At 62.8% G+C, this 19,559-nt stretch carries 19 protein-coding genes; 11 read left to right on the top strand and 8 right to left on the bottom strand.

The window, feature by feature from the left end:
• Positions 1-179 precede the first annotated feature (179 nt).
• Positions 180-1,778 (top strand): murein biosynthesis integral membrane protein MurJ, encoded by a 1,599-nt coding sequence (gene murJ, locus AC2YI2_RS23415; RefSeq protein WP_487388918.1) that lies wholly within the window; start codon positions 180-182, stop codon positions 1,776-1,778.
• On the top strand, positions 1,775-2,167 hold the full coding sequence (locus AC2YI2_RS23410; protein ID WP_487388917.1) for a VOC family protein: 393 nt from the start codon (positions 1,775-1,777) through the stop codon (positions 2,165-2,167). The genes murJ and AC2YI2_RS23410 overlap by 4 nt, the downstream gene beginning before the upstream one ends.
• Positions 2,168-2,319: 152 nt before the next feature.
• Here AC2YI2_RS23410 and AC2YI2_RS23405 read toward each other — a convergent pair whose 3' ends face one another.
• Together AC2YI2_RS23405 and AC2YI2_RS23400 are read right to left on the bottom strand one after the other, a co-directional pair.
• Complete coding sequence (locus AC2YI2_RS23405) at positions 2,320-3,852, bottom strand: UxaA family hydrolase (RefSeq protein ID WP_487388916.1); 1,533 nt, start codon at positions 3,850-3,852, stop codon at positions 2,320-2,322.
• A 114-nt stretch (positions 3,853-3,966) separates the two neighbouring features.
• Complete coding sequence (locus tag AC2YI2_RS23400; RefSeq protein ID WP_487388915.1) at positions 3,967-4,437, bottom strand: Lrp/AsnC family transcriptional regulator; 471 nt, start codon at positions 4,435-4,437, stop codon at positions 3,967-3,969.
• Between the two features lie 131 nt (positions 4,438-4,568).
• Here AC2YI2_RS23400 and AC2YI2_RS23395 point away from each other — a divergent pair, with 131 nt between their 5' ends.
• A complete protein-coding gene (locus AC2YI2_RS23395) occupies positions 4,569-5,336 on the top strand; it encodes a tryptophan 2,3-dioxygenase family protein (protein ID WP_487388914.1) in 768 nt (255 codons plus the stop codon).
• Positions 5,337-5,345: 9 nt separating this feature from the next.
• Here AC2YI2_RS23395 and AC2YI2_RS23390 read toward each other — a convergent pair whose 3' ends face one another.
• Complete coding sequence (locus AC2YI2_RS23390; RefSeq protein ID WP_487388913.1) at positions 5,346-6,260, bottom strand: DMT family transporter; 915 nt, start codon at positions 6,258-6,260, stop codon at positions 5,346-5,348.
• Between the two features lie 187 nt (positions 6,261-6,447).
• Between AC2YI2_RS23390 and AC2YI2_RS23385 the strand changes: the two genes are divergently transcribed.
• A complete protein-coding gene (locus tag AC2YI2_RS23385) occupies positions 6,448-7,443 on the top strand; it encodes an adenosine kinase (RefSeq protein WP_487388912.1) in 996 nt (331 codons plus the stop codon).
• Here the strand turns inward: AC2YI2_RS23385 and AC2YI2_RS23380 are convergent.
• Positions 7,433-7,984, bottom strand: a complete 552-nt coding sequence (locus tag AC2YI2_RS23380) for an SH3 domain-containing protein (protein WP_487388911.1) — start codon at positions 7,982-7,984, stop codon at positions 7,433-7,435. The genes AC2YI2_RS23385 and AC2YI2_RS23380 overlap by 11 nt on opposite strands.
• Before the next feature lie 102 nt (positions 7,985-8,086).
• On the opposite strand from AC2YI2_RS23380, the gene AC2YI2_RS23375 reads away from it, so the two are divergent.
• Complete coding sequence (locus tag AC2YI2_RS23375; protein WP_487388910.1) at positions 8,087-9,091, top strand: 2-hydroxyacid dehydrogenase; 1,005 nt, start codon at positions 8,087-8,089, stop codon at positions 9,089-9,091.
• A 50-nt stretch (positions 9,092-9,141) separates the two neighbouring features.
• Here the strand turns inward: AC2YI2_RS23375 and AC2YI2_RS23370 are convergent, their stop codons facing one another.
• Entirely contained in the window at positions 9,142-9,537 is a 396-nt protein-coding gene (locus AC2YI2_RS23370) for a nuclear transport factor 2 family protein (RefSeq protein ID WP_487388909.1), read from the bottom strand.
• 597 nt (positions 9,538-10,134) lie between these two features.
• Positions 10,135-10,890: a molybdopterin-synthase adenylyltransferase MoeB gene (gene moeB, locus AC2YI2_RS23365; protein WP_487388908.1), complete on the bottom strand. Its 756-nt coding sequence runs from the start codon at positions 10,888-10,890 to the stop codon at positions 10,135-10,137.
• A 187-nt stretch (positions 10,891-11,077) separates the two neighbouring features.
• Here moeB and AC2YI2_RS23360 point away from each other — a divergent pair, with 187 nt between their 5' ends.
• On the top strand, positions 11,078-11,293 hold the full coding sequence (locus AC2YI2_RS23360) for a hypothetical protein (protein ID WP_487388907.1): 216 nt from the start codon (positions 11,078-11,080) through the stop codon (positions 11,291-11,293).
• A gap of 90 nt (positions 11,294-11,383) precedes the next feature.
• Positions 11,384-12,088: a Crp/Fnr family transcriptional regulator gene (locus AC2YI2_RS23355; RefSeq protein WP_487388906.1), complete on the top strand. Its 705-nt coding sequence runs from the start codon at positions 11,384-11,386 to the stop codon at positions 12,086-12,088.
• A gap of 3 nt (positions 12,089-12,091) precedes the next feature.
• Here AC2YI2_RS23355 and AC2YI2_RS23350 read toward each other — a convergent pair whose 3' ends face one another.
• A complete protein-coding gene (locus AC2YI2_RS23350; protein WP_487388905.1) occupies positions 12,092-12,622 on the bottom strand; it encodes a dihydrofolate reductase family protein in 531 nt (176 codons plus the stop codon).
• A 179-nt stretch (positions 12,623-12,801) separates the two neighbouring features.
• Between AC2YI2_RS23350 and AC2YI2_RS23345 the strand changes: the two genes are divergently transcribed.
• From AC2YI2_RS23345 to AC2YI2_RS23330, 4 genes are all read left to right on the top strand, one after another.
• Complete coding sequence (locus AC2YI2_RS23345; protein WP_487388904.1) at positions 12,802-14,664, top strand: CHASE2 domain-containing protein; 1,863 nt, start codon at positions 12,802-12,804, stop codon at positions 14,662-14,664.
• A 174-nt stretch (positions 14,665-14,838) separates the two neighbouring features.
• Complete coding sequence (locus AC2YI2_RS23340) at positions 14,839-17,145, top strand: FdhF/YdeP family oxidoreductase (RefSeq protein ID WP_487389084.1); 2,307 nt, start codon at positions 14,839-14,841, stop codon at positions 17,143-17,145.
• Positions 17,146-17,333: 188 nt separating this feature from the next.
• The gene (locus tag AC2YI2_RS23335; protein ID WP_487388903.1) at positions 17,334-17,609 is read left to right on the top strand and encodes a hypothetical protein; all 276 of its coding nucleotides are present in this window, start codon (positions 17,334-17,336) and stop codon (positions 17,607-17,609) included.
• 90 nt (positions 17,610-17,699) lie between these two features.
• Positions 17,700-18,794, top strand: a complete 1,095-nt coding sequence (locus AC2YI2_RS23330) for a helix-turn-helix transcriptional regulator (protein WP_487388902.1) — start codon at positions 17,700-17,702, stop codon at positions 18,792-18,794.
• Here AC2YI2_RS23330 and AC2YI2_RS23325 read toward each other — a convergent pair.
• Positions 18,791-19,444, bottom strand: a complete 654-nt coding sequence (locus AC2YI2_RS23325; protein WP_487388901.1) for a glutathione S-transferase family protein — start codon at positions 19,442-19,444, stop codon at positions 18,791-18,793. The genes AC2YI2_RS23330 and AC2YI2_RS23325 overlap by 4 nt on opposite strands.
• Positions 19,445-19,559 lie beyond the last annotated feature (115 nt).

Genomic DNA, 19,559 nt, shown 5'->3' with positions numbered 1-19,559 from the left:
GCACGGACAGGCAACTCGATCGGCTGCTTGGGGCGGCAGGCTGGCCTCTGGCCAATCTCCCCCCTTAAGGGGGAGATGCCCGGCAGGGCAGAGGGGGGTCTGCCGCAGGGCAGGCGTAGAATTGAACATTCTGCCCTTCAAATTTTCCGGTTCAGTGTGCTTGATCGCAGGGATAGCCAATGAGCCTCGTCCGCAAATTCCTCACCGTCGGCGGCGGTACGCTCGGCAGCCGCCTCTTCGGCTTCGCCCGCGAAATGCTGATGGCAGCCGCCCTCGGCACCGGCCCGATGGCCGACGCCTTCTACGCCGCCTTCCGCTTCCCCAACCTGTTCCGCCGGCTCTTCGCCGAGGGTGCCTTCAACGCCGCCTTCGTGCCACTCTTCGCCAAGGAGATCGAGGGTGGCGGCAAGGAAGCGGCGAAGAAATTCTCGGAAGAGGTCTTCGGCGTCCTCTTCACCGTCCTGCTCGTCATCACCATCGTGATGGAGCTGGCGATGCCGTTGATCGTGCGTACGATCATCGCGCCGGGCTTCGATGCAGGCAGCGACAAATATGAGGTGACGGTCAGGCTCGCCATCATCATGTTCCCCTACCTGATGTGCATGTCGCTGACGGCCATGCTGTCGGGAATGCTCAATTCGCTGCACCACTATTTTGCAGCCGCCGTCGCCCCGATCTTCTTCAATTTCGCCATGATCGCGGCGCTCGGCTACGGCATCTGGGTGGATGCCGATGCGGTCTCGGTCGCCTACTATCTCTCCTGGGCCGTGCTCGCGGCGGGCATCCTGCAGATGGTCGTGCTCTATGTCGGCGTTCGTCATGCCGGCATGTCGATCGGCTTCCGCCGGCCGCGCATGACGCCCAATGTGAAGCGGCTGCTGGTGCTGGCGCTCCCGGCCGCGGTGACCGGCGGCATCACCCAGATCAACCAGTTGATCGGCCAGATGATCGCTTCGACCAAGGAAGGCGCGATCTCGGCGTTGCAATATGCCGACCGGCTCTACCAGCTGCCGCTCGGCGTGGTCGGCATCGCCGTCGGCGTGGTGCTGCTGCCGGAACTGTCGCGCGCGCTCCGGGGAGGCCATCTCAAGGAAGCGTCGAACATCCAGAACCGCAGCCTCGAATTCTCGCTGTTCCTGACCCTGCCGGCTGCTGCCGCATTGTGGGTCCTGTCCGACGAAATCATCCGCGTCGTCTACGAACACGGCGCCTTCGACCCCAAGACCACCACTGTCGTTGCCGGCATTCTCGCGATCTACGGCCTCGGCCTGCCCGGATTCGTCATGATCAAGGCGCTCAATCCCGGTTTCTTCGCCCGTGAAGACACCAGGACGCCGATGCGCTTCACCATGGTCTCGGTCGCGGTCAATTGCGTGCTCGCCCTCTCGCTCTTCCCCTTCTTCGCCGAGCGCGGCATTGCCACCGCCGAAGTCGTGTCCGGCTGGCTGACGACGATCATGCTCTTCACCGCGCTGGTGCGCCGCGGTCATTTCGACATGGACCGGCCGTTCGCCTGGCGCCTCGTGCGCTTGGTCATCGCGGCCGGTGTCATGGCCGGAGCGCTCGAATTCGCATCGACCTATGCCGCGCCCTATATCACCCCGCAGTCGCCGCTGATCCACCAGGTCGGCGCGGTCTTCGCCCTGATCGGCATCGCCATGGTCGTCTATTTCGGCACGGCCTTCGCCATCGGCGGAGCCAGCCTCGGCATGCTCCGCCGCAACCTCAAGCGCAAGCCCGGCACGCCGCCAGCGGAAACAACGCCCGGGGAGGAATGATGCGCAGCCTGTTCCTCGTGACCGTCATGGTGCCCGATTACGATCTCGCCATCGCCTGGTATCGCGACACGCTCGGCTTCACCCTGGCGACGGACCAGCCGCTCGGCGAGGGAAAACGCTTCGTCGTGATGCGGCCCGATGCCGACGCCGGCGCAGGCCTGCTGCTGGCGCTTGCCGAGACCGACGAGGAGCGTGCCGTGATCGGCCAGCAAACCCCCGGCCGCGTATCCTTCTTCCTGTCGACCGACGACTTCGCCCGGGACCACGCGCTCTATCTGTCGCGCGGCGTGGAGTTCATCGAAGAGCCGCGCCACGAGCCCTACGGCACCGTCGCCGTCTTCCGCGACGCCTTCGGCAATCTCTGGGATTTCATCCAGCACGCGCAATAGTGCGGCTGGTTCCCTTCTCCCCTTGGGGAGAAGGTGGTCCGCAGGACCGGATGAGGGGTTCTCGTCAAGGTCGAGTTTGCCGCTGAAAACCCCTCATCTGCCCTTCGGGCATCTTCTCCCCAAGGGGAGAAGAGAGGACGATCGCGACCGCCTCACGTAATCGCCCCCACCTGCCACGGTACGAATTCGTTGTCGCCGTAGTCATAGATCTCGCTCGACGTCTTCTTCCCCGACGCCACCGCGATGATGTCCTCGAAAATCCTGATCCCCGCCTGCTCGATCGTCTCGTCGCCGGTGACGATGCCGCCGCAATTGATGTCCATATCCTCGTCCATATGGTCATACATCTCGGTATTGGTGGCGATCTTGATGCAGGGCGCCGGCTTGAAGCCCGAGACCGAGCCGCGGCCGGTGGTGAAACAGATCACGTTGCAGCCACCCGCCACCTGGCCGGTCACCGCTGCCGGGTCGTATCCGGGCGTGTCCATGAAGACGAAGCCCGGCTCCGTCACCATCTCGGCATATTCGTAGACCGCCTTGAGCGGCATCGTCCCGCCCTTGGCGACGGCACCGAGCGACTTTTCGAGAATGGTCGTCAGCCCGCCCTGCTTGTTGCCATAGGACGGATTGTTGTTGAGCTCGTCGCCGTTCCGCGCCGTGTAGTCGCGCCACCAGTCGATGCGAGCCAGCAGTTTCTGGGCCACCGCAGGCGACACCGCGCGCCGGGTCAACAGATGCTCGGCGCCATAGATCTCCGGCGTCTCGGCCAGCACAGAGGTGCCGCCATGCTTGACCAGCAGGTCGGATGCCACGCCCAAAGCCGGATTGGCGGAAATACCCGAATAGCCGTCCGACCCCCCACATTCGAGCGCGAGCTTCAGCGCCGAGAGCGGCTGCTCGGTCCGCTGAACGGCATTCACGGTCGGCAGCATATCCCTGATGATTTCCTGCGCCGCCTCGATCGTCTTGCGCGTACCGCCGGTCTGCTGGATCGTCATGGTGCGCAGAAGCGCGCCTTCCGCCAGCTTGTAATGTTCGAGAATCGGCGCGATCTGGTTGGTCTCGCAGCCGAGGCCGATCATCAGGATGCCGCCGAAATTCGGATGCCGCGCATAGCCCTGGATCGTCCGCGTCAGGATCCGGTAGCCCTCGGACTTGGAATTGATGGCACAACCGCCGCCATGGGTCAGCGCCACCACGCCATCGATATTGTCGAAGCCGTCAAGCCCGCCCGAGCGATTGAAGTGATCGGCAATATAGCGCGACACCGTGGCGGAACAGTTCACCGAGGAAATGATGCCGATATAGTTGCGCGTACCGACGCCACCCGGACCGCGGTCGTATCCCTGGAAGGTCCGCCGCTCGGCTATCGGCAGCAGGCCCTCGTCGCGGTTGCTGCCGCCGAGCTGATATTCATGCTCCGAGGGGATCATCTCAAGATTATGCAGGTGGATATGCTGGCCCGGCTCGATATCACCGGTCGCAACGCCGATCACCTGGCCGAACTTATGCACTTCCTGGCCCGATTTGATGGCCCTGAGCGCCACCTTGTGCCCGCGCCCTATCAGGTCCTTGGCGATCAGCCCATTGTAACCCGTCGCTTCCCCTTTGCCGATCTTCTGTCGCGCGACGCCGACATCGTCGGCCGGATTGAGGATGATGACGGGGACTGAGGGCGGGGCCATGACGTGTTTCCGAATTGTCTTTTCTGCGTAAAGTACAAACCCTGACTGCCCTGCCGTCAAGGCAATTGTGTGATGTCTAGCCCTGTCTTTTTCGTTTGATTTTGGACAGTCGTCCTAAGAAGTCGCCCGCGCCAGCGCGTCCGCCAGCCGCGTCGCAGTCTTGATCTCGCGCGTGATCATCGAGGTCACCGTGCGCCGCACGCCTGGCAGCAGGGCGATCTCCTGCCGCAACAGCGCATCCAATTCGGCCATGTCGACGGCAATGATCTGCAGCAAGTAGTCGTCCTCGCCCGTCGTGGCGTGGCAGCGGCGGATCAGCGGATGGCGCACCACCGCGGCTTCGAAAGCCGCATAGCTCTCCGGCGAGATCGTTACCTGCACGAAGGCTTCCAGCCCAAAACCCATCTTCGCGGGATCAACGACAAGGCTGTAGCCCCGGATCACGCCGGCATCCTCGAGCGCCTTCACCCGTTTCCAGCACGGCGTCTTCGACAGTCCCACCTGTTCGGCAAGCTCGGCAAAGGACATTCGGGAATTGCCTTCCAGCAGCCGAATAATCTTCTGGTCAATGCGGTCGAGATTCATGCGTTCTCTCAATGGTACTCGTCCGAGACAATCGTACTTCGAAATTGGCTATCACCGCAACGGTTAGGAACAATGTTTGCTCCCCAATAGGCTATGACTGCTGTCTGAGGACGATTGAGGAGAATTCAGCCATGGACAAGACCGACTATCACGCAAAGATCGAAACGCCGGTCATGCTCGACTATGGCGTCTACCTGCAGGTCGACAAGCTTCTCACCTGTCAGAAGCCGCTCGCCGACATGGTCAATGGCGACGAGCTGCAGTTCCAGATCGTGCATCAGGTCGAGGAGCTCTGGATGAAGCTCATCGCCTATACGCTGGTCGATGTCCTCGACTACATGGAAAAGCAGGACACCCATCGCGTCGTCACGCTGATGGGCCGCGTGCATCGGCTGATGCGGCTGATGACGGATCAACTCGACGTGCTCGAGACCATGTCGCCCAAGGAATACCAGCAGGTGCGCCTCCAGCTCGGCAACGGCTCCGGCCAGGAATCGCCCGGCTTCAAGCTGCTGCTGCGCCTGCCCTTCGATCTCTGGGACAAGTTCAAGGCGCACTATCTCGACGGCCGCGGCCTCACCGTCGCCGATATCTATGACGCGCGCTACGACCACGGCGACAGCTATGTCGTGGCGGAGGCGCTGATCGAATTCGACGAACTGTTCCAGAAGTTCCGCGCCAACCACGTCTACCTCATCCACCGCTCGATCGGCCTCGGCTCGAAGTCGCTGAAGGGCCGCCCGGTCGATCTGCTCCAGGCCGGCGCCCGCCATCGCTTCTTCCCCGAGCTCTGGGACATCCGCTGCGACATGACCGATGCCTGGGGCGCTTCCTATGGCGTGGTGCGCGAGGCGATCCACGAAGATGCGGCAAAGGTGGCGCAGGTCGCGAAGGGATAAGTCGGACCGCTATTCCGGGATTGCCGGCAGCACGCGATCCTGCTTCTTGAGTTGCGTCTCGCGGAAGAAAATAAACAGGCCCGAGGCCACGATCAACAGCGCCCCGATCATCATCGGCACCGAGGGAATGTCGCCGAAGAACAGGAAGCCGAAGACGATCGCCCAGAACAGCAGCGAATATTGCAGCGGCGCCACGACGCTGGCATCGGTCAGCTTCAGCGCACGGTTGATCATCGCATGTGCGGTCATCGCCACCACGCCGAGAAGCCCGAGCAGCACGAGGTCGCGCAGATCGGGCGTCACCCAGTCGAACAGCGCAAAGGCGCCGCCGATGATCACTCCTATCACATTCTGCCAGAACACCAGCACCGTATCCGGCGTGTTGCGCAGCGAACGTCCCGAGATCAGCAGGAAGGCGAAGAAGCAGGTGCCGATGATCGACACCGCCGCCGCCGGCGACTGGAACATCGCGGGCGACGGCTGCAGCGCAATCACCACGCCGAGAAAGCCCACCGCAATGGCCGTCCAGCGCCGCCATCCGACGTGCTCGCCCAGCAAGAGCGGCGAGAGCGCCGCAATATAGATCGGTGCCGCCAGCCAGTAGGTCATGACATCGGCGAGCGGCAGATAGAAGACGGCGGCATAGAAGAACATCGTCTCGATCGTCGAAATCACCGCACGCGCGACCTGCATCCGCGGCTTCTCGACCCGGACCAGCGGCCGCCAGCCCAGCCACCAGACGAAAGGCGCAAGAATGATCAGCGCCGCGACCGAGCGCAGCAGCACGACCTGACCTACCGAATAGGTCGAAACCAGCCACTTGCCCATCGTGTCGTTCAGCGCAAACAGCAGCATGCCGACAAGCGCGACGATGACGCCATTGGTGGCGAGCGAAGTCAGGAAGGAGCGTTGCTGGGGAGACATGGACGGACATGCATGTTGAAAGCGTGGCCCGGTTCATTAGACACTTGTTCAATTACTCGCAAGCCCGGCAGTGTCAAAACGCGAATTTATCCGGGAAACGACGACTTCGCGGGCTTTTCCGCTTTTCCCGCGCAGCGTTTTCCGCCATAGCTCGACCGAAAAGACTGCACGTTCCAAGGCTTGGCGCATGACCAAATTCGATGTCCTCACCGTCGGCAATGCAATTGTCGATATCATCGCCCGTTGCGAGGAGGATTTCCTCGTCGACAATACCATCACCAAGGGTGCGATGAACCTGATCGACGCCGACCGCTCGGCGCTGCTCTATTCGCGCATGGGACCGGCGATCGAAATGTCGGGCGGCAGCGCCGGCAACACGGCGGCGGGCGTCGCGAGCTTCGGCGGCAAGGCGGCCTATTTCGGCAAGGTTTCCAACGACAAGCTCGGCGAGATCTTCCGTCACGACATGAACGCCCAGGGCGTGCATTTCGCCACCCGGCCGCTCGGCGGCACCCCGCCGACCGCGACTTCGATGATCTTCGTCACACCCGACGGCGAGCGCTCGATGAACACTTATCTCGGCGCCTGCGTCGAGCTCGGCCCGGAAGACGTCCAGGAAGATGTCGTCGCAGAATCCAAGGTCACCTATTTTGAAGGCTATCTCTGGGATCCCCCGCGGGCCAAGGAAGCGATCCGTGAATGCGCCCGCATCGCCCACGAGAATGGCCGCGAAACCTCGATGACGCTGTCGGACAGCTTCTGTGTCGACCGCTATCGCGGCGAGTTTCTCGACCTGATGAAGTCGGGCACGGTGGACATCGTCTTCTCCAATGCCTCCGAAGCGCTCTCGCTCTACCAGACCTCGGATTTCGATACCGCGCTGACCCAGATGGCGCAGGATTGCAAGATGGCGGCGGTCACGATGAGCGAGCACGGCTCGATCATCCTTGCGGGCGGCGAACGCTACGTCATCGAAGCCTTCAAGGTCGATCATGTCGTGGATACGACCGGTGCCGGCGATCTCTATGCCGCGGGCTTTCTGTTCGGCTATACGAACGGCTTCCAGCTTGCCGATTGCGGCCGCCTCGGCAGCCTCGCCGCCGGCCTGGTGATCCAGCAGATCGGCCCGCGCATGCAGTCGCCGCTCAAGCAGGCGGCGCAGCAGATCGGCATTATTTTGTAAAGGCTTCGCCGGGATAGGCACCCCAGATCTCGGCCTGGCTTACCCAGCCCTCGACATCCTTGGCCTCGGCATGGCACCACTCGCCATTGCATTCGTCGAGTTTGACGACGACGCCGGGCTGGAGCTTGGCGACGACCTGGCCGGTGTCGCGGGCGTCGGCGCGCATGTTGACGAAAATGTCGGGACCCTTGGTCTTCATCCAGGGTGCGGCGATCGCGCCGCGGTCGCCCGACAGCAGCGAGTGGAATACCCAGCCTTCGGCGCCGTCGGCATCGCGAATGCGCCGCCAGTTCTCATATTCCTGGGTGACTTCCACCGGCAGGCCGGATTTGAGATAGCGCCAGGAGACGGCATAGTCCTGTCCCGGGCCAACGCGCAGGTTGATCTTCTTGGCCTTCAGCGTCACGAATCGCGGCACCGGCAGGCCTGTCGAGAGCTTCGTTGCCTCGCCGAGCGCAGGAAACGCGGAAGCGGCCAGCACCGCCATCGCCAGTGCTGTGATTTTCGCCCTTGCCCGAACTTGTCTGATCTTGTTTGCCATCGTCGACGCGTCTGATATTGGTTGGAAATTGACCCGCCGAGTGTCGCGCAACTTGGTTAAGGAGCGGTCAACGACAGAAGTTGGGACAGGGCCGCGAAAAGCATGCCAAGCAAGAAAAGACCGAGCGTCTACATCACCCGCCGACTGCCCGACATCGTGGAAACCCGGATGCGCGAGCTCTTCGACGCCGAGCTCAATGTCGACGACACGCCCCGCAGCCATGACGAACTGGTCGCGGCCGTCCGCCGCGTCGATGTCCTCGTTCCCACCGTGACGGACCGGATCGATGCCCGGCTCATCGAGGAGGCCGGCCCGCAGCTCAAGCTGATCGCGAGCTTTTCCAACGGCATCGATCATGTCGATGTCGAGGCAGCGGCGAAAAAGGGCATCACGGTCACCAACACGCCGGGCGTGCTGACCGAGGACACCGCCGATATGGCCATGGCGCTGATCCTTTCGGTGCCGCGCCGGCTCGCCGAAGGTGCGCGCATCCTCACCGATTCGAAAGGCGACTGGGAGGGCTGGTCGCCGACCTGGATGCTCGGCCACCGCATCTGGGGCAAGCGGCTCGGCATTGTCGGCATGGGCCGCATCGGCACCGCGGTCGCCCGTCGCGCCAAGGCGTTCGGCCTTCAGGTCCATTACCACAACCGCCACCGCGTCAGCGCTGCAACGGAAGAGTCGCTCGAAGCGACCTACTGGGACAGCCTCGACCAGATGCTGGCCCGCGTCGATATCGTCTCGATCAACTGCCCCTCGACGCCGGCCACCTATCACCTGTTGTCCGCGCGGCGACTGGCGCTGATGCAGCCCACAAGCTACATCGTCAACACCGCCCGCGGCGGCGTGATCGACGAGACCGCGCTGATCAAGTGCATCCGCGAGGGCAAGATCGCCGGTGCCGGCCTCGACGTCTTCGAAAACGAGCCCGTGGTCAGCCCGAAGCTGCTCAAGCTCGCCCACGAGAACAAGGTCGTGCTCCTGCCGCACATGTCGTCGGCGACCATCGAGAGCCGCATCGACATGGGCGAGAAGGTCATCATCAACATCCGCACCTATTTCGACGGCCACCGCCCGCCGGACCGGGTGTTGCCCGGGCGGAACTAGCGTGCGGATCCGCAGCAACCAATGTGCGATGGATGCGCGTGCGCGTCGGACTACCAAGTCCTTCGTTTGATGGGCTCCGAACCGCTGTAGAGGCGCCACGTCCAGTCATTCTTCTCGCGGCGGAAGATCGCCACGAGCCGATAGGGTAGCGGCTCGGTGTGATCATCAAAGACGAATTCGACATGACCCTGGGCAAAAACCCAGGCGATGTCGTTCTCGATTGTGAAGTCTTTGCTGGCCCAGACCCATCGCAGTCGGAAAGGCGCGCTGAAAAGGAAGGTCACCAGCGCTTCGAGTTCGTCACGGGTGGCAGCGATCTCGCCTTCTTCCGACCCGACCAACCTGAAACCGTCGCTCCAGAGTTCGTCGACGATGGCGATATCCTTGGCGAACATGAGTGCGCTCGCCCGTTCAAGTTTCGCGGTAATAGCCTGTATGTCATCCATGTCCGCCCCTCCTTCGCAAGATCTCCCAACACGCATAAATTGCGCTATCTCCAGAAGCACAACAAAACTTCTAATGGAGAATGTCAATGGGTCGATCATTTATCCGGTGGGTCGTGGCGTACTGACCAACAATTGCGCGTTGCGGAGAGCGGACACTGGCAAGCCGTCCGCCTATGCAGCCGGCTTCACAAGGGATCAACTTGCAGCCATCGCAGTCCTAAAGCAGCGTCAGCCCGCCGATAATGACCGCCCAGATGCCGAGCGAGATGATGATGGCGGCCACCCATCCGGCCAAACGGGGCATGTCGAACTCATCCATGACAATGTCTCCAGCGCGTCGGGCTCTGCCGGCATGAAAACCACGGTCTTCAATTCGCATGGGCGTCACTCCTAAACCTCAGCTCGGAATGCGTCAGTTACGAATGCGACACCGGAAAAGTTTCGGATGAAGGATGTCCTGTTCGATCCTGGTGCGGATTGGCTCTGTGTCAGCCTGGGTGTCGAATTCGCCAATCGCCGGCTGGCGCGACGCTGGATGGCGTGCCCTTCGAGGATCTCCTGACAGCCTGTCGCGAGCGGCAAGCCTAGGTGGACGCACTAGCGCCGCCGGTACTTCACCACGTCGAACCGCGCCGCAAGCGCGTCATACATCATGAGCCGGCCGACCAAAGCTTCGCCTGCGCCCGTGATCAGCTTGATCGCCTCCATCGCCATCAGTGTGCCGATCACGCCGGTCAGCGCTCCGATGATCCCCGTCTCCGCGCAGACCGGCAGCATGCCCTCCGGCGGCTCTTCGGGGAAGAGATCGCGATAACCGGGCAACAGCCTCCCATCCGCGCCTGTCTCATAGGGTTTGAGCACCGTCACCGAACCGTCGAAGCGCCCAACGGCGCCTGTCACGAGTGGAATGCGCGCGCGCTCGGCGGCATCCGCCGCGGCATAGCGCGTGGCGATGTTGTCGGAACCATCGATCAACAGGTCGTAGCCGAAGGTCAGCCCCGGCGCATTGTCTTCCGTGAAGCGCATTTCGTGCCGGTCTACGACCACATGCGGATTGAGCTCGCGAATACGCGCTGCGGCACTCCGCGTCTTCTTCTCGCGGATGGTGCCGGTCCCGTGGATCGTCTGCCGCTGCAAATTGGAGAGCGACACGGTGTCATCGTCGACAATTCCGATCGTGCCAACACCGGCGCCCGCGAGATATTCGAGCACCGGCGAGCCGAGACCGCCCGCCCCGATCACCAGCACGGCGGCATTCTTCAGCTTCTGCTGGCCCGCACCGCCGATCTCCGGCAGCAGGATATGCCTGCCATAGCGTTCGATCTCATCAGGGGTCAGCGGGTCGCTCGTCATCGTCAAGTCCTGTTGCGCAACGGCACAGCGTTAGCAGCCCTCTACACGCTCTGCCAATCAACCTTTCGAATAGGGCGGAGTCGTAGAATATTTTTTTCCGACACAAGCGCTTTACCAGAGTTCTTGCCACTCGCGCACCGCGGCAACCCGTGCTAGCCTTCGATCGTGGACAAAGCGGGAGGAAGTCATGCCCTATTTCTCCGAGATGCAGGACCTCGGCATGTTCAAGCCGAGTGACATCGACGCACTCCGCCGCGCCTTTGAAGTGCTCGCGGTTCGAGAGGGGCTCGGTAACGACAATGCCCAGGCCCGCGCCATGGCGCGCTCCCTGATCCAGCTCTATCGCCATGGCGTCCGCGACCCGGAACGGCTGGCTTCCGCCATCGGCAGCAAGGCAGCCTGATCTCCAACTCCAACCCCCTTAACATTTGTCGCTCTTGCTGTAGGGTGCGATGAGCGCTGTCGCGCGTATGCAGTTGGGGGACGAGTTCGCATGGCAGAAATCAACAAGAGTCCGGCCTTCTGGCGGTCCTTCCCGATATTCGAGGAATTCTCGAAGGAACTCGTGGCCGAAGTCGCGGGCCTTGCCCAATGGCGCAAATGGCCGGCGGGCACGGTGATCTTCCAGCGCGGCGACGAGGGCAATTACATGATCCTCGTCACCGAGGGCCGCATCAAGCTTTCGCTCATCACGTCCCAGGGCAAGGAACTGTCGCTGCGCCATCTCGAGCCCGGAACCCTGCTCGGCGAAATGGCCGTGCTCGATGGCGAACCACGTTCCGCCGATGCCGCCGCCTCGGTGGCGACGGAAGGCTATGTCATCGGCAAGACCGAGTTCATGAACTTCATCACCCGCAATCCGGAGGCGGCCGAGGCGGTGATGCGCTATCTCTGCCGTCGGCTCCGCGAAACCACCGACCAGCTCGAAACCATCGCGCTTTACGATCTCGACAGCCGGGTCGCCCGCTTCTTCCTGGCCACGCTCAAGCAGATCCACGGCGACGATCTGCCGGACGAAGCGAGCCTGCATATCGCGCTCAGCCAGACCGAGATCGCCGGCATCCTCGGCGCGAGCCGCCCCAAGATCAACCGCTCCATCCTATCTCTGGAGGAGCAGGGCGCCATCAAGCGAAAGGGTAGTGTCATCGACTGCAATATCAGGCGGCTGAACGCGCTCGCCGAACCCGATGACGATTAATCTCTACGCCTGGGCGGGAACATAAGTCAGCCGGATCGTGTCTTCGCCGACGAGCTGGTTGGCCACAAGGCGCAGCGGCGGTCGGGGGCCGGCGAAAAACGGCTTTCCGCGCCCCAGCACGACCGGACGGACATAGAGGTGATATTCGTCAATTAGCCCAGCCAGGCTATTTGCCAGCGCTGGCCCCGCGACGAGAATCTCGCCTGCCTTTTCGGCCTTCACGGCACGCACAGCTCGTTCGACCTCGTCCCGGATGAGCGTGGCATTAGGCCCGACCGATTCCAGCGACCGCGACACCACCCATTTCGGCTGTTCCCGCCAGGCCACCGCATAGGCGCGGAGATCCGGCGTCCACTCGGCATGTTCCTCGTCCCAGTAGCGCATCGTCTCATACATGCGCCGACCATAGATGCTGCCGCTCAGGCCGCGCGTTTGCTCGATGAAATGACGAAAGAGCGCGGGACCCGGCGCAAATTTGTCATGGTCGACATAACCGTCCAAAGACATGTTCATTGCAAAGACGAGCTTGGCCATCCTCAAAACCTCCCCAGTTTCGATCGGCACTATACAAGACGCCAAAACTGATTGCAATATGCAATCAGATGTCACAGACATCAGATCGGCTCGCAAAAAATACCTTCCGCGGCGGCAAGCTGAAACAATGGGCTTATAATACCCCTGCCAACTCTCGTATGATTGTGTAAACAGGCAGCATGACCTTCCGCTTCCGGCCCTTCCATGTCGGCATATTGGCGAGCATTGCCGCGGCGTTGCTCATCATTTTCGTGCCCGATGACTGGCTGGAGGGCGGCCGCGAGCTCTATTTCGACAAGCTCACCCAGCTCGTCTCCGTCCCGGTGTCGCCGGCGGTGGTCGTGGTCGATATCGACCGCAAATCCTATGCCGCCATGCCCGACCAGAAATGGCAGCGCGCCAACACCGCCGAACTCGTCGAGAAGATCGCCGCCGATGGCCCCTCGGTCATCGCCTTCGACCTTGTCTTCTCCACCGATTGCGACACGGCGTCGGAGACCAACAAGCGGCTGGCCACGGCGCTTGGCCAGGCACCCTCGCTGCTCGGCTTCCTGCTCTCCGATGTCGAGGGTAAATCACCCCGTCCGCTGCCGACACTCGCGATCGCCCGCTCGCTCACGGTGCCGGCGCTGTGGTTCGTGCCCGGCGCCGAAGCTTCCTGCGAGATGTTCCAGAAGAAGGCGGCATCTTCGGGTGCGGCTTTCCTGATCGGCGACGAGGATTCGCGCGTCCGCCGCATCCAGGCCTTCTCGATCGTCGGCTCGGAGCCTTATCCGGCGCTCGGGCTCGAAGCCGTGCGTCGCTACTACGACATCAAGACACCGCTGCTCGGCGGCACCCCGCCATGGCTCAAGCTCGGCCGCGAGATCTTCTCGCTTGCCGAGGACGGCTCGATGCGCTTCGTTGCGAGCCATCCGGCGGCGATGCTGAGCCGCACGGTATCGGCGGTCGACGTCATCCAGTCAAAGGTCCCGTCGCGCCTCTTCCGCGAAAAGATCGTCTTCATCGGCTCGTCGCTACCCACACTCGGCGGCCTGCGCGACAGTGCCGCCGCACAACTCGTCGCCTCGACCCAGATCCATGCCGATCTCGCCAATTCGATCCTAACCAATTTCGTGCCGCTGCGCGACGACGGCTTCGTCAATCTCGAAGCCGGCTACACATTGTTCGCGGGCCTGATCGTGGCGCTGCTCAGCGCGCGCTTCCGGCCCTGGGAAATCCTGGCCGCGGGGATCGGCGTCATCGGTGTCACCATCGCCGCCTCCTACACGATCTACGCCCGCACAGGCTGGCTGACCGATGGCTTCACCATCACGGTCATGCTGGCGTTGGTGATGGTCGTCGCCGCCTTCTCGCAATTCGCCGAGACTCGGCGCGTCGAGCGCGTCGCCCGCCAGCGTTTCGCGCAATATCTGCCGCAGACCGTTGTCGACCGCTATCTCGATCACCCCGCCAAGGGCAGCATGTCGGGCGAGGAGCGGCCGGTGACCGCTCTCTTCACCGATATCGAAGGCTTTTCCACGCTCGCCGGCCGCGTCAAGGCGCAGGAACTGGTGGCGCTGCTCAATGTCTATTTCGCCGAGGTCAACAAGCTGGTGGCCGACCACGGCGGCATGGTCGACAAGGTCGTGGGCGATGCCGTCCACGCTTTCTTCAATGCGCCGGAGGACCTTCCCGACCATGTCAACAAGGCGATAGACTGCGCACTCGCCATCTCGCGCCTGACCGAGGAAATGCGCAACCGGCCGGACTTCAAGGCCAAGGATTTCGGCCGAACCCGACTCGGCATCGAGACGGGCATCGCCGTGCTTGGCGAGGTTGGCATGGCCGGCAAGCTCGATTACACCGCCCACGGCAATTCCATCAACCTCGCCGCCCGCCTGCAGGACGCCAACAAGTTCCTCGGCACCACCATCTGCATCGGCCCCGCCGCCAATGCCCTAAGCCGCCGACCCCTGCGCGCACTCGGCGAACACGAGATCCGCGGCTTCGGCACGATGGAGCTGTTCACGCCGGATGATTATGTGCGGAAGTCACAATAACTAGACTTTCAGACTCCAATTTTACCGCAATTGCGAATATAAGAGACGCGCTCAGGCAAGAGTGGGTGGCATCTCTGCTGGCACATTCAACCCAACCATCTGAAACCGGATTGTTTTCTCGTGGACCGCATGTCGCGGCTCATCTATGCTGCGTTGCAATATATCGGGGTGTTCATGTCGAAGCCGGAATTCATCGGAAAGCCTTCCAGCGCCGCTGGCGGCTGGGGTGCACTCAAGAGCTGCGGCAAGCGCCTGCTCGAAAGCGGCTCGCCGCTCGCGGGCGCCCGCACCATGCTCAAGGCCAACCAGCCCGATGGTTTCGATTGCCCGGGCTGCGCCTGGGGCGATCCGGAACATGGCTCGTCCTTCGAATTCTGCGAGAATGGCGTCAAGGCCGTCGCCTGGGAAGCGACCGAGAAGCGTGTCCGCCCGGACTTCTTCGCCAAGCATACCGTCACCGAACTGAAATCCTGGTCCGATTACGAACTGGAACAGGAAGGCCGCCTCACCAATCCGATGCGCTACGACCGCGCCACCGATACCTACCGCGCGGTCGCCTGGGACGAAGCCTTCGCAGAGATCGGCTCGGTGCTCAACAGCCTCGACAATCCCGACCGCGCCGAATTCTACACCTCCGGCCGCGCCTCCAACGAAGCCGCCTTCCTCTACCAGCTCTTCGTCCGCCTCTACGGCACCAACAATTTCCCCGATTGCTCCAACATGTGCCACGAGGCCTCGGGCGTTGCACTGCGCCAGTCGATCGGCATCGGCAAGGGCACGGTGAAGCTCGAGGATTTCGAGAAGGCGGATGCGATCTTCGTCGTCGGCCAGAATCCCGGCACCAACCATCCCCGCATGCTGGGCGACCTCCGCAAGGCCTCGCTGCGCGGCGCCGAGATCGTGGTCTTCAATCCGGTCCGCGAACGCGGCCTGGAACGCTTCTCCGACCCGCAGGCCAAGTTCGAAATGCTGCGCGGCGGCTCGAAGTCGATCGCCACCAACTACTACCAGCCGCGCCTCGGCGGCGACATGGCGGCCTTCCGTGGCATGGCCAAACTGGTCTTCGCCGCCGACGACGCCGCCCGTGCCGGCGGCCACGTGCCGGTCATCGACCACGCCTTCATCAAAGCCCATACCACCGATTTCGGCGCCTACCGCGCTACGGTCGAGGCCACGAACTGGGACGAGATCGAGGACCAGTCCGGCCTGACCCGTGCCGAGATCGCAGAAGCCGCCGCCATCTACATGAAGGCATCAAGCGTCATCTGCACCTGGGCTATGGGCGTCACCCAGCACAAGCATTCGGTCGCCACGATCCGCGAAATCTCGAACTTCATGTTCCTGCGCGGCAATGTCGGCCGCCCCGGCGCCGGCCTCTGCCCGGTCCGCGGCCACTCCAATGTCCAGGGCGACCGCACCATGGGCATCAACGAAAAGCCGCCGGCTGCCTTTCTCGATGCACTGGAGCGGGAATTCGGCTTCAAGGTCCCGCGCCATAACGGCCACAACGTGCTCGCCGCGATCGGCGCCATGCTCGATGGCTCCTCGCAGGCCTTCATCGCGCTCGGCGGCAATTTTGCCCGTGCCACGCCCGACAGCACGCTGATATCCAAGGCACTCGCCTCGCAGAAGCTGACGGTCAACATCGCCACCAAGCTCAATCACTCGCATCTCCTGACCGGCGAGGTCAGCTACATCCTGCCCTGCCTCGGCCGTACCGAAATCGACAAGAATTCCAAGGGCGTCAGCCAGATCGTCACGGTCGAGGATTCGATGAGCATGGTTCACGGCTCCGGCGGCATCAACCGCCCGGCCTCGCCCGAGCTTCGCTCCGAAGTCGCGATCATCGCCGGCATCGCCGCCGCCACCGTCGGCTCGCAAAAATTCGACTGGGCGGCGCTGGCCGACGACCACGACAGGATCCGCGACCTCATCGCCCGCACCATCCCGGGCTTCGAGGATTTCAACATCCGCGTCCGCAAACCGCGCGGCTTCTACCTGCGCAATTCCGCCGCCGAACGCGTCTGGAACACGCAGGCCGCCAAGGCGACCTTCTCGTCGGTTTCGCTGCCCGAGGCCACCGAGCACCAGATCGCCCGCGGCGAGGACGGGGTCTTCGTCATGCAGACCTTCCGCAGCCATGACCAGTACAACACCACGATCTACGGCATGGACGATCGATACCGCGGCGTCTATGGCGAACGCCGGGTCGTCTTCATGCATCCCGAGGACATGAAATTGATCGACGCGGCTTCAGGCGACCGAGTCGACGTCCTTGGTCGCCACGACGATGGCATCTCCCGCATCGCCGAGGATTTCCGCCTCGTGCCCTACGACATCCCCCGCGGCTGCGTCGCGGGTTACTATCCTGAGCTCAATGTGCTGGTCCCGCTCTCCACCTTCGGCTCGGAGAGCGACACGCCGGCGTCGAAGTCTGTGCTGGTGTCGTTCCGTAAACGGGCCGCGGCATTGGCTGCGTGACAGACAAAGACCCCTCCCCACAAGGGGGAGGGGCTTAATATGCCGCTTCCTCCCTGCCCAAGGCGACCTCTCAACATGCGCGACGATGCAAGTTGTCCCGAGGGCTGCGGCCGAGTTGGCCCCTCCCCCTTGTGGGGCGGGGTTTCGGGGCGGGGTATTTTTCGAGACACGCAAGCTTGCTTGAGCCCATGAACGAACCAGACCCCACCACCCTCTACCTCACCCGCGTCGAATCCCGCATCGCCGCCGATCCGCGCCTCACCACGCTCTCCTCCGGCATCCTCGCCGCCGCCGACCTCGGCATCGCCATGGACAGCCTTGCCTTTTGCCGCGCGCTGGATGTCAGCCACGCCCTGGCACTCCGCGAAATCGGCACGCTGGAAGACCTCGGACTGCTCCGCATCGTCAGGCGCGACCAACGCACGGGCCGAACCCATTACGAACTGCCTGCGTCCGATCGGTAAGCACAATCTTCAATACACCCGTATTGCTCATCGACAGCATTCGGGAATGCTTGTAGCCTGCATGCTCAACTCCTGGACGAGTGTCGGGGCATGCGGCTTGGTGCAGAGTATGACGATCAACTCGTCGACCTTATCTACGCGACGGTCTTCGGCGAGGCCACGTGGCAGGAATTTCTGCTGAAACTGGATGACGGGTTGCCGGGCGGCATGTCCGGCCTGCTCTATCACGACGCCCGCCAGTCCGTCGGGGCGATCGACATCAACAGTCGCCTGCCGCCCGACTGGACCGAGAGCTACGCCCGCTACTATTCGAAGATCAATCCCTGGATGCCCTATGCTGCGGTCCGCAAGGTCGGCCTCGGCGTCGTCGCCGAGCAGATGCTGCCGCGCGAAAAATTCTTGAAGACCGAGTTCTACCACGACTCCTATCGCACGATCGGTGCCGAGAGCGCCGTCGGCATCACCATCGACCGCGAGGACAGCCGGGTCTTCCTGCTCTCGACCCTGACCTCGAGCGCCGATGCCGATGCCAACAGGCAGGCCGCCGACCGGTTGACCCGGCTCGCACCCCATCTCCGCCGCGCCTTCCGCCATTTCCAGGCCGGTTATCGCGACAAGGTCATCGGCGAACTCGGCACGACGCTGTTCGACCAGATCGACATGGGCGTCGTGGTGGTCGGCTTCGCCGGCAGGCCAAAGTCGGTCTCAGCAGTCGCCTCCGAGATCATGGAACGCACCAAGGTCGTGCGCGTCGGGATCACCGGCGGCATCAAATTCGCCGACCGCCAGGGCGACGCCGCCCTCGAGGCCATGCTCGCTCCAGATTATCCAGGCCCGCGAGTCGTGAGCTATCTCTCGGGCGGCACCCGCATCTCGATGGTCAAGGTGCAGAAGGATCGCCAGGCGACCTATTTCGAAGGACCGACGGTCGTCGTCACGCTGGAGCATAAGAATGCGTTCCCACTGCTCAACGAGGCGCATCTGCAGTCCGAGTTCGCGATTACCAACACCGAACTCCGCATTCTCAAAGCCGTCTATGCAGGCCAGTCCGTGCGCGAGATCGCCGACAGCGAGCACCGCTCGATTGAGACGGTCCGCGCACATCTCAAAAGCCTCTACAAGAAGACCGGCTCCTCACGGCAGGCCGACCTCGTCCGGTTCGCCATGCATTGGGCGGGCCGCTAGCTGCCCTTCGTCGCCGCTTCGAACACCGCCAATTGGGCAGCAAAGGCCCGCTTGTAGGCCGGGCGCGCTTCGCCGCGTGCAACATAAGCCGCGAGATTGGGAAATTCCTCCAGCAGCCCCTGCACCTTCGCCCGCAGCAGCACCGAGATCATCAGAAGGTCCCCGGCACTGAATTCGCCATCGAGCCAGTCCGCCTCGCCGAGACGCAGGGAGAGCTCGCCCAACCGTTTGCGGATGCGTTCCTCGACCATCGCCAGGCGCTCCTGGTACCAGCGCTTGTCGCCCTCCGTGAACCACGCTATTTCACGCTCGACGATGGTTGGCTCCATCGTCGAGACCGCGCCGAACATCCAGGTGATCGCCCGCGCCCGGGCCTTGGCATCGTCTGGCAGCAGGCCGGGATGGGTTTCCCCGATATGCAGCACGATCGCGCCGGAATCGAACAGCGCGAGATCGCCGTCTTCGAAGGTCGGGATCTGCCCGAACGGCTGCAGCGCAAGATGCGCGGGCTGCTTCATCGCCTCGAAGGACACGAGACGGACGTCATAGGGCTGGCCGACTTCTTCGAGCGCCCACCGGACGCGCATGTCGCGCGCCAGACCCCTGCCGCGATCGGGCGAGCTTTCAAAGGCGGTAATCGTGATGGTCATCACTATCCTCCATCGCATTTTCATAGTGACGACGGCTGGCCAGACGTGATTCCGACAGCCGGTGTTCGAAAAGTTCTCGCGGATTGATTTCTCACATCGCCTTGGCATTATCCAT

The sequence above is a fragment of the Rhizobium sp. SRI_017 genome (assembly GCF_057586295.1).
The sequence above is the reverse complement of the archived record's forward strand: the minus strand, read 5'-3'. Positions and strand labels throughout refer to the sequence as shown.

What these genes read in the sequence shown, in the direction of transcription:
- murJ (WP_487388918.1), top strand. Translation starts at nt 180, where the DNA reads ATGAGCCTCGTCCGCAAATTCCTCACCGTCGGCGGCGGTACGCTCGGC.
- AC2YI2_RS23410 (WP_487388917.1), top strand. Translation starts at nt 1,775, where the DNA reads ATGATGCGCAGCCTGTTCCTCGTGACCGTCATGGTGCCCGATTACGAT.
- AC2YI2_RS23405 (WP_487388916.1), bottom strand. Translation starts at nt 3,852, where the DNA reads ATGGCCCCGCCCTCAGTCCCCGTCATCATCCTCAATCCGGCCGACGAT.
- AC2YI2_RS23400 (WP_487388915.1), bottom strand. Translation starts at nt 4,437, where the DNA reads ATGAATCTCGACCGCATTGACCAGAAGATTATTCGGCTGCTGGAAGGC.
- AC2YI2_RS23395 (WP_487388914.1), top strand. Translation starts at nt 4,569, where the DNA reads ATGGACAAGACCGACTATCACGCAAAGATCGAAACGCCGGTCATGCTC.
- AC2YI2_RS23390 (WP_487388913.1), bottom strand. Translation starts at nt 6,260, where the DNA reads ATGTCTCCCCAGCAACGCTCCTTCCTGACTTCGCTCGCCACCAATGGC.
- AC2YI2_RS23385 (WP_487388912.1), top strand. Translation starts at nt 6,448, where the DNA reads ATGACCAAATTCGATGTCCTCACCGTCGGCAATGCAATTGTCGATATC.
- AC2YI2_RS23380 (WP_487388911.1), bottom strand. Translation starts at nt 7,984, where the DNA reads ATGGCAAACAAGATCAGACAAGTTCGGGCAAGGGCGAAAATCACAGCA.
- AC2YI2_RS23375 (WP_487388910.1), top strand. Translation starts at nt 8,087, where the DNA reads ATGCCAAGCAAGAAAAGACCGAGCGTCTACATCACCCGCCGACTGCCC.
- AC2YI2_RS23370 (WP_487388909.1), bottom strand. Translation starts at nt 9,537, where the DNA reads ATGGATGACATACAGGCTATTACCGCGAAACTTGAACGGGCGAGCGCA.
- moeB (WP_487388908.1), bottom strand. Translation starts at nt 10,890, where the DNA reads ATGACGAGCGACCCGCTGACCCCTGATGAGATCGAACGCTATGGCAGG.
- AC2YI2_RS23360 (WP_487388907.1), top strand. Translation starts at nt 11,078, where the DNA reads ATGCCCTATTTCTCCGAGATGCAGGACCTCGGCATGTTCAAGCCGAGT.
- AC2YI2_RS23355 (WP_487388906.1), top strand. Translation starts at nt 11,384, where the DNA reads ATGGCAGAAATCAACAAGAGTCCGGCCTTCTGGCGGTCCTTCCCGATA.
- AC2YI2_RS23350 (WP_487388905.1), bottom strand. Translation starts at nt 12,622, where the DNA reads ATGGCCAAGCTCGTCTTTGCAATGAACATGTCTTTGGACGGTTATGTC.
- AC2YI2_RS23345 (WP_487388904.1), top strand. Translation starts at nt 12,802, where the DNA reads ATGACCTTCCGCTTCCGGCCCTTCCATGTCGGCATATTGGCGAGCATT.
- AC2YI2_RS23340 (WP_487389084.1), top strand. Translation starts at nt 14,839, where the DNA reads ATGTCGAAGCCGGAATTCATCGGAAAGCCTTCCAGCGCCGCTGGCGGC.
- AC2YI2_RS23335 (WP_487388903.1), top strand. Translation starts at nt 17,334, where the DNA reads ATGAACGAACCAGACCCCACCACCCTCTACCTCACCCGCGTCGAATCC.
- AC2YI2_RS23330 (WP_487388902.1), top strand. Translation starts at nt 17,700, where the DNA reads ATGCGGCTTGGTGCAGAGTATGACGATCAACTCGTCGACCTTATCTAC.
- AC2YI2_RS23325 (WP_487388901.1), bottom strand. Translation starts at nt 19,444, where the DNA reads ATGACCATCACGATTACCGCCTTTGAAAGCTCGCCCGATCGCGGCAGG.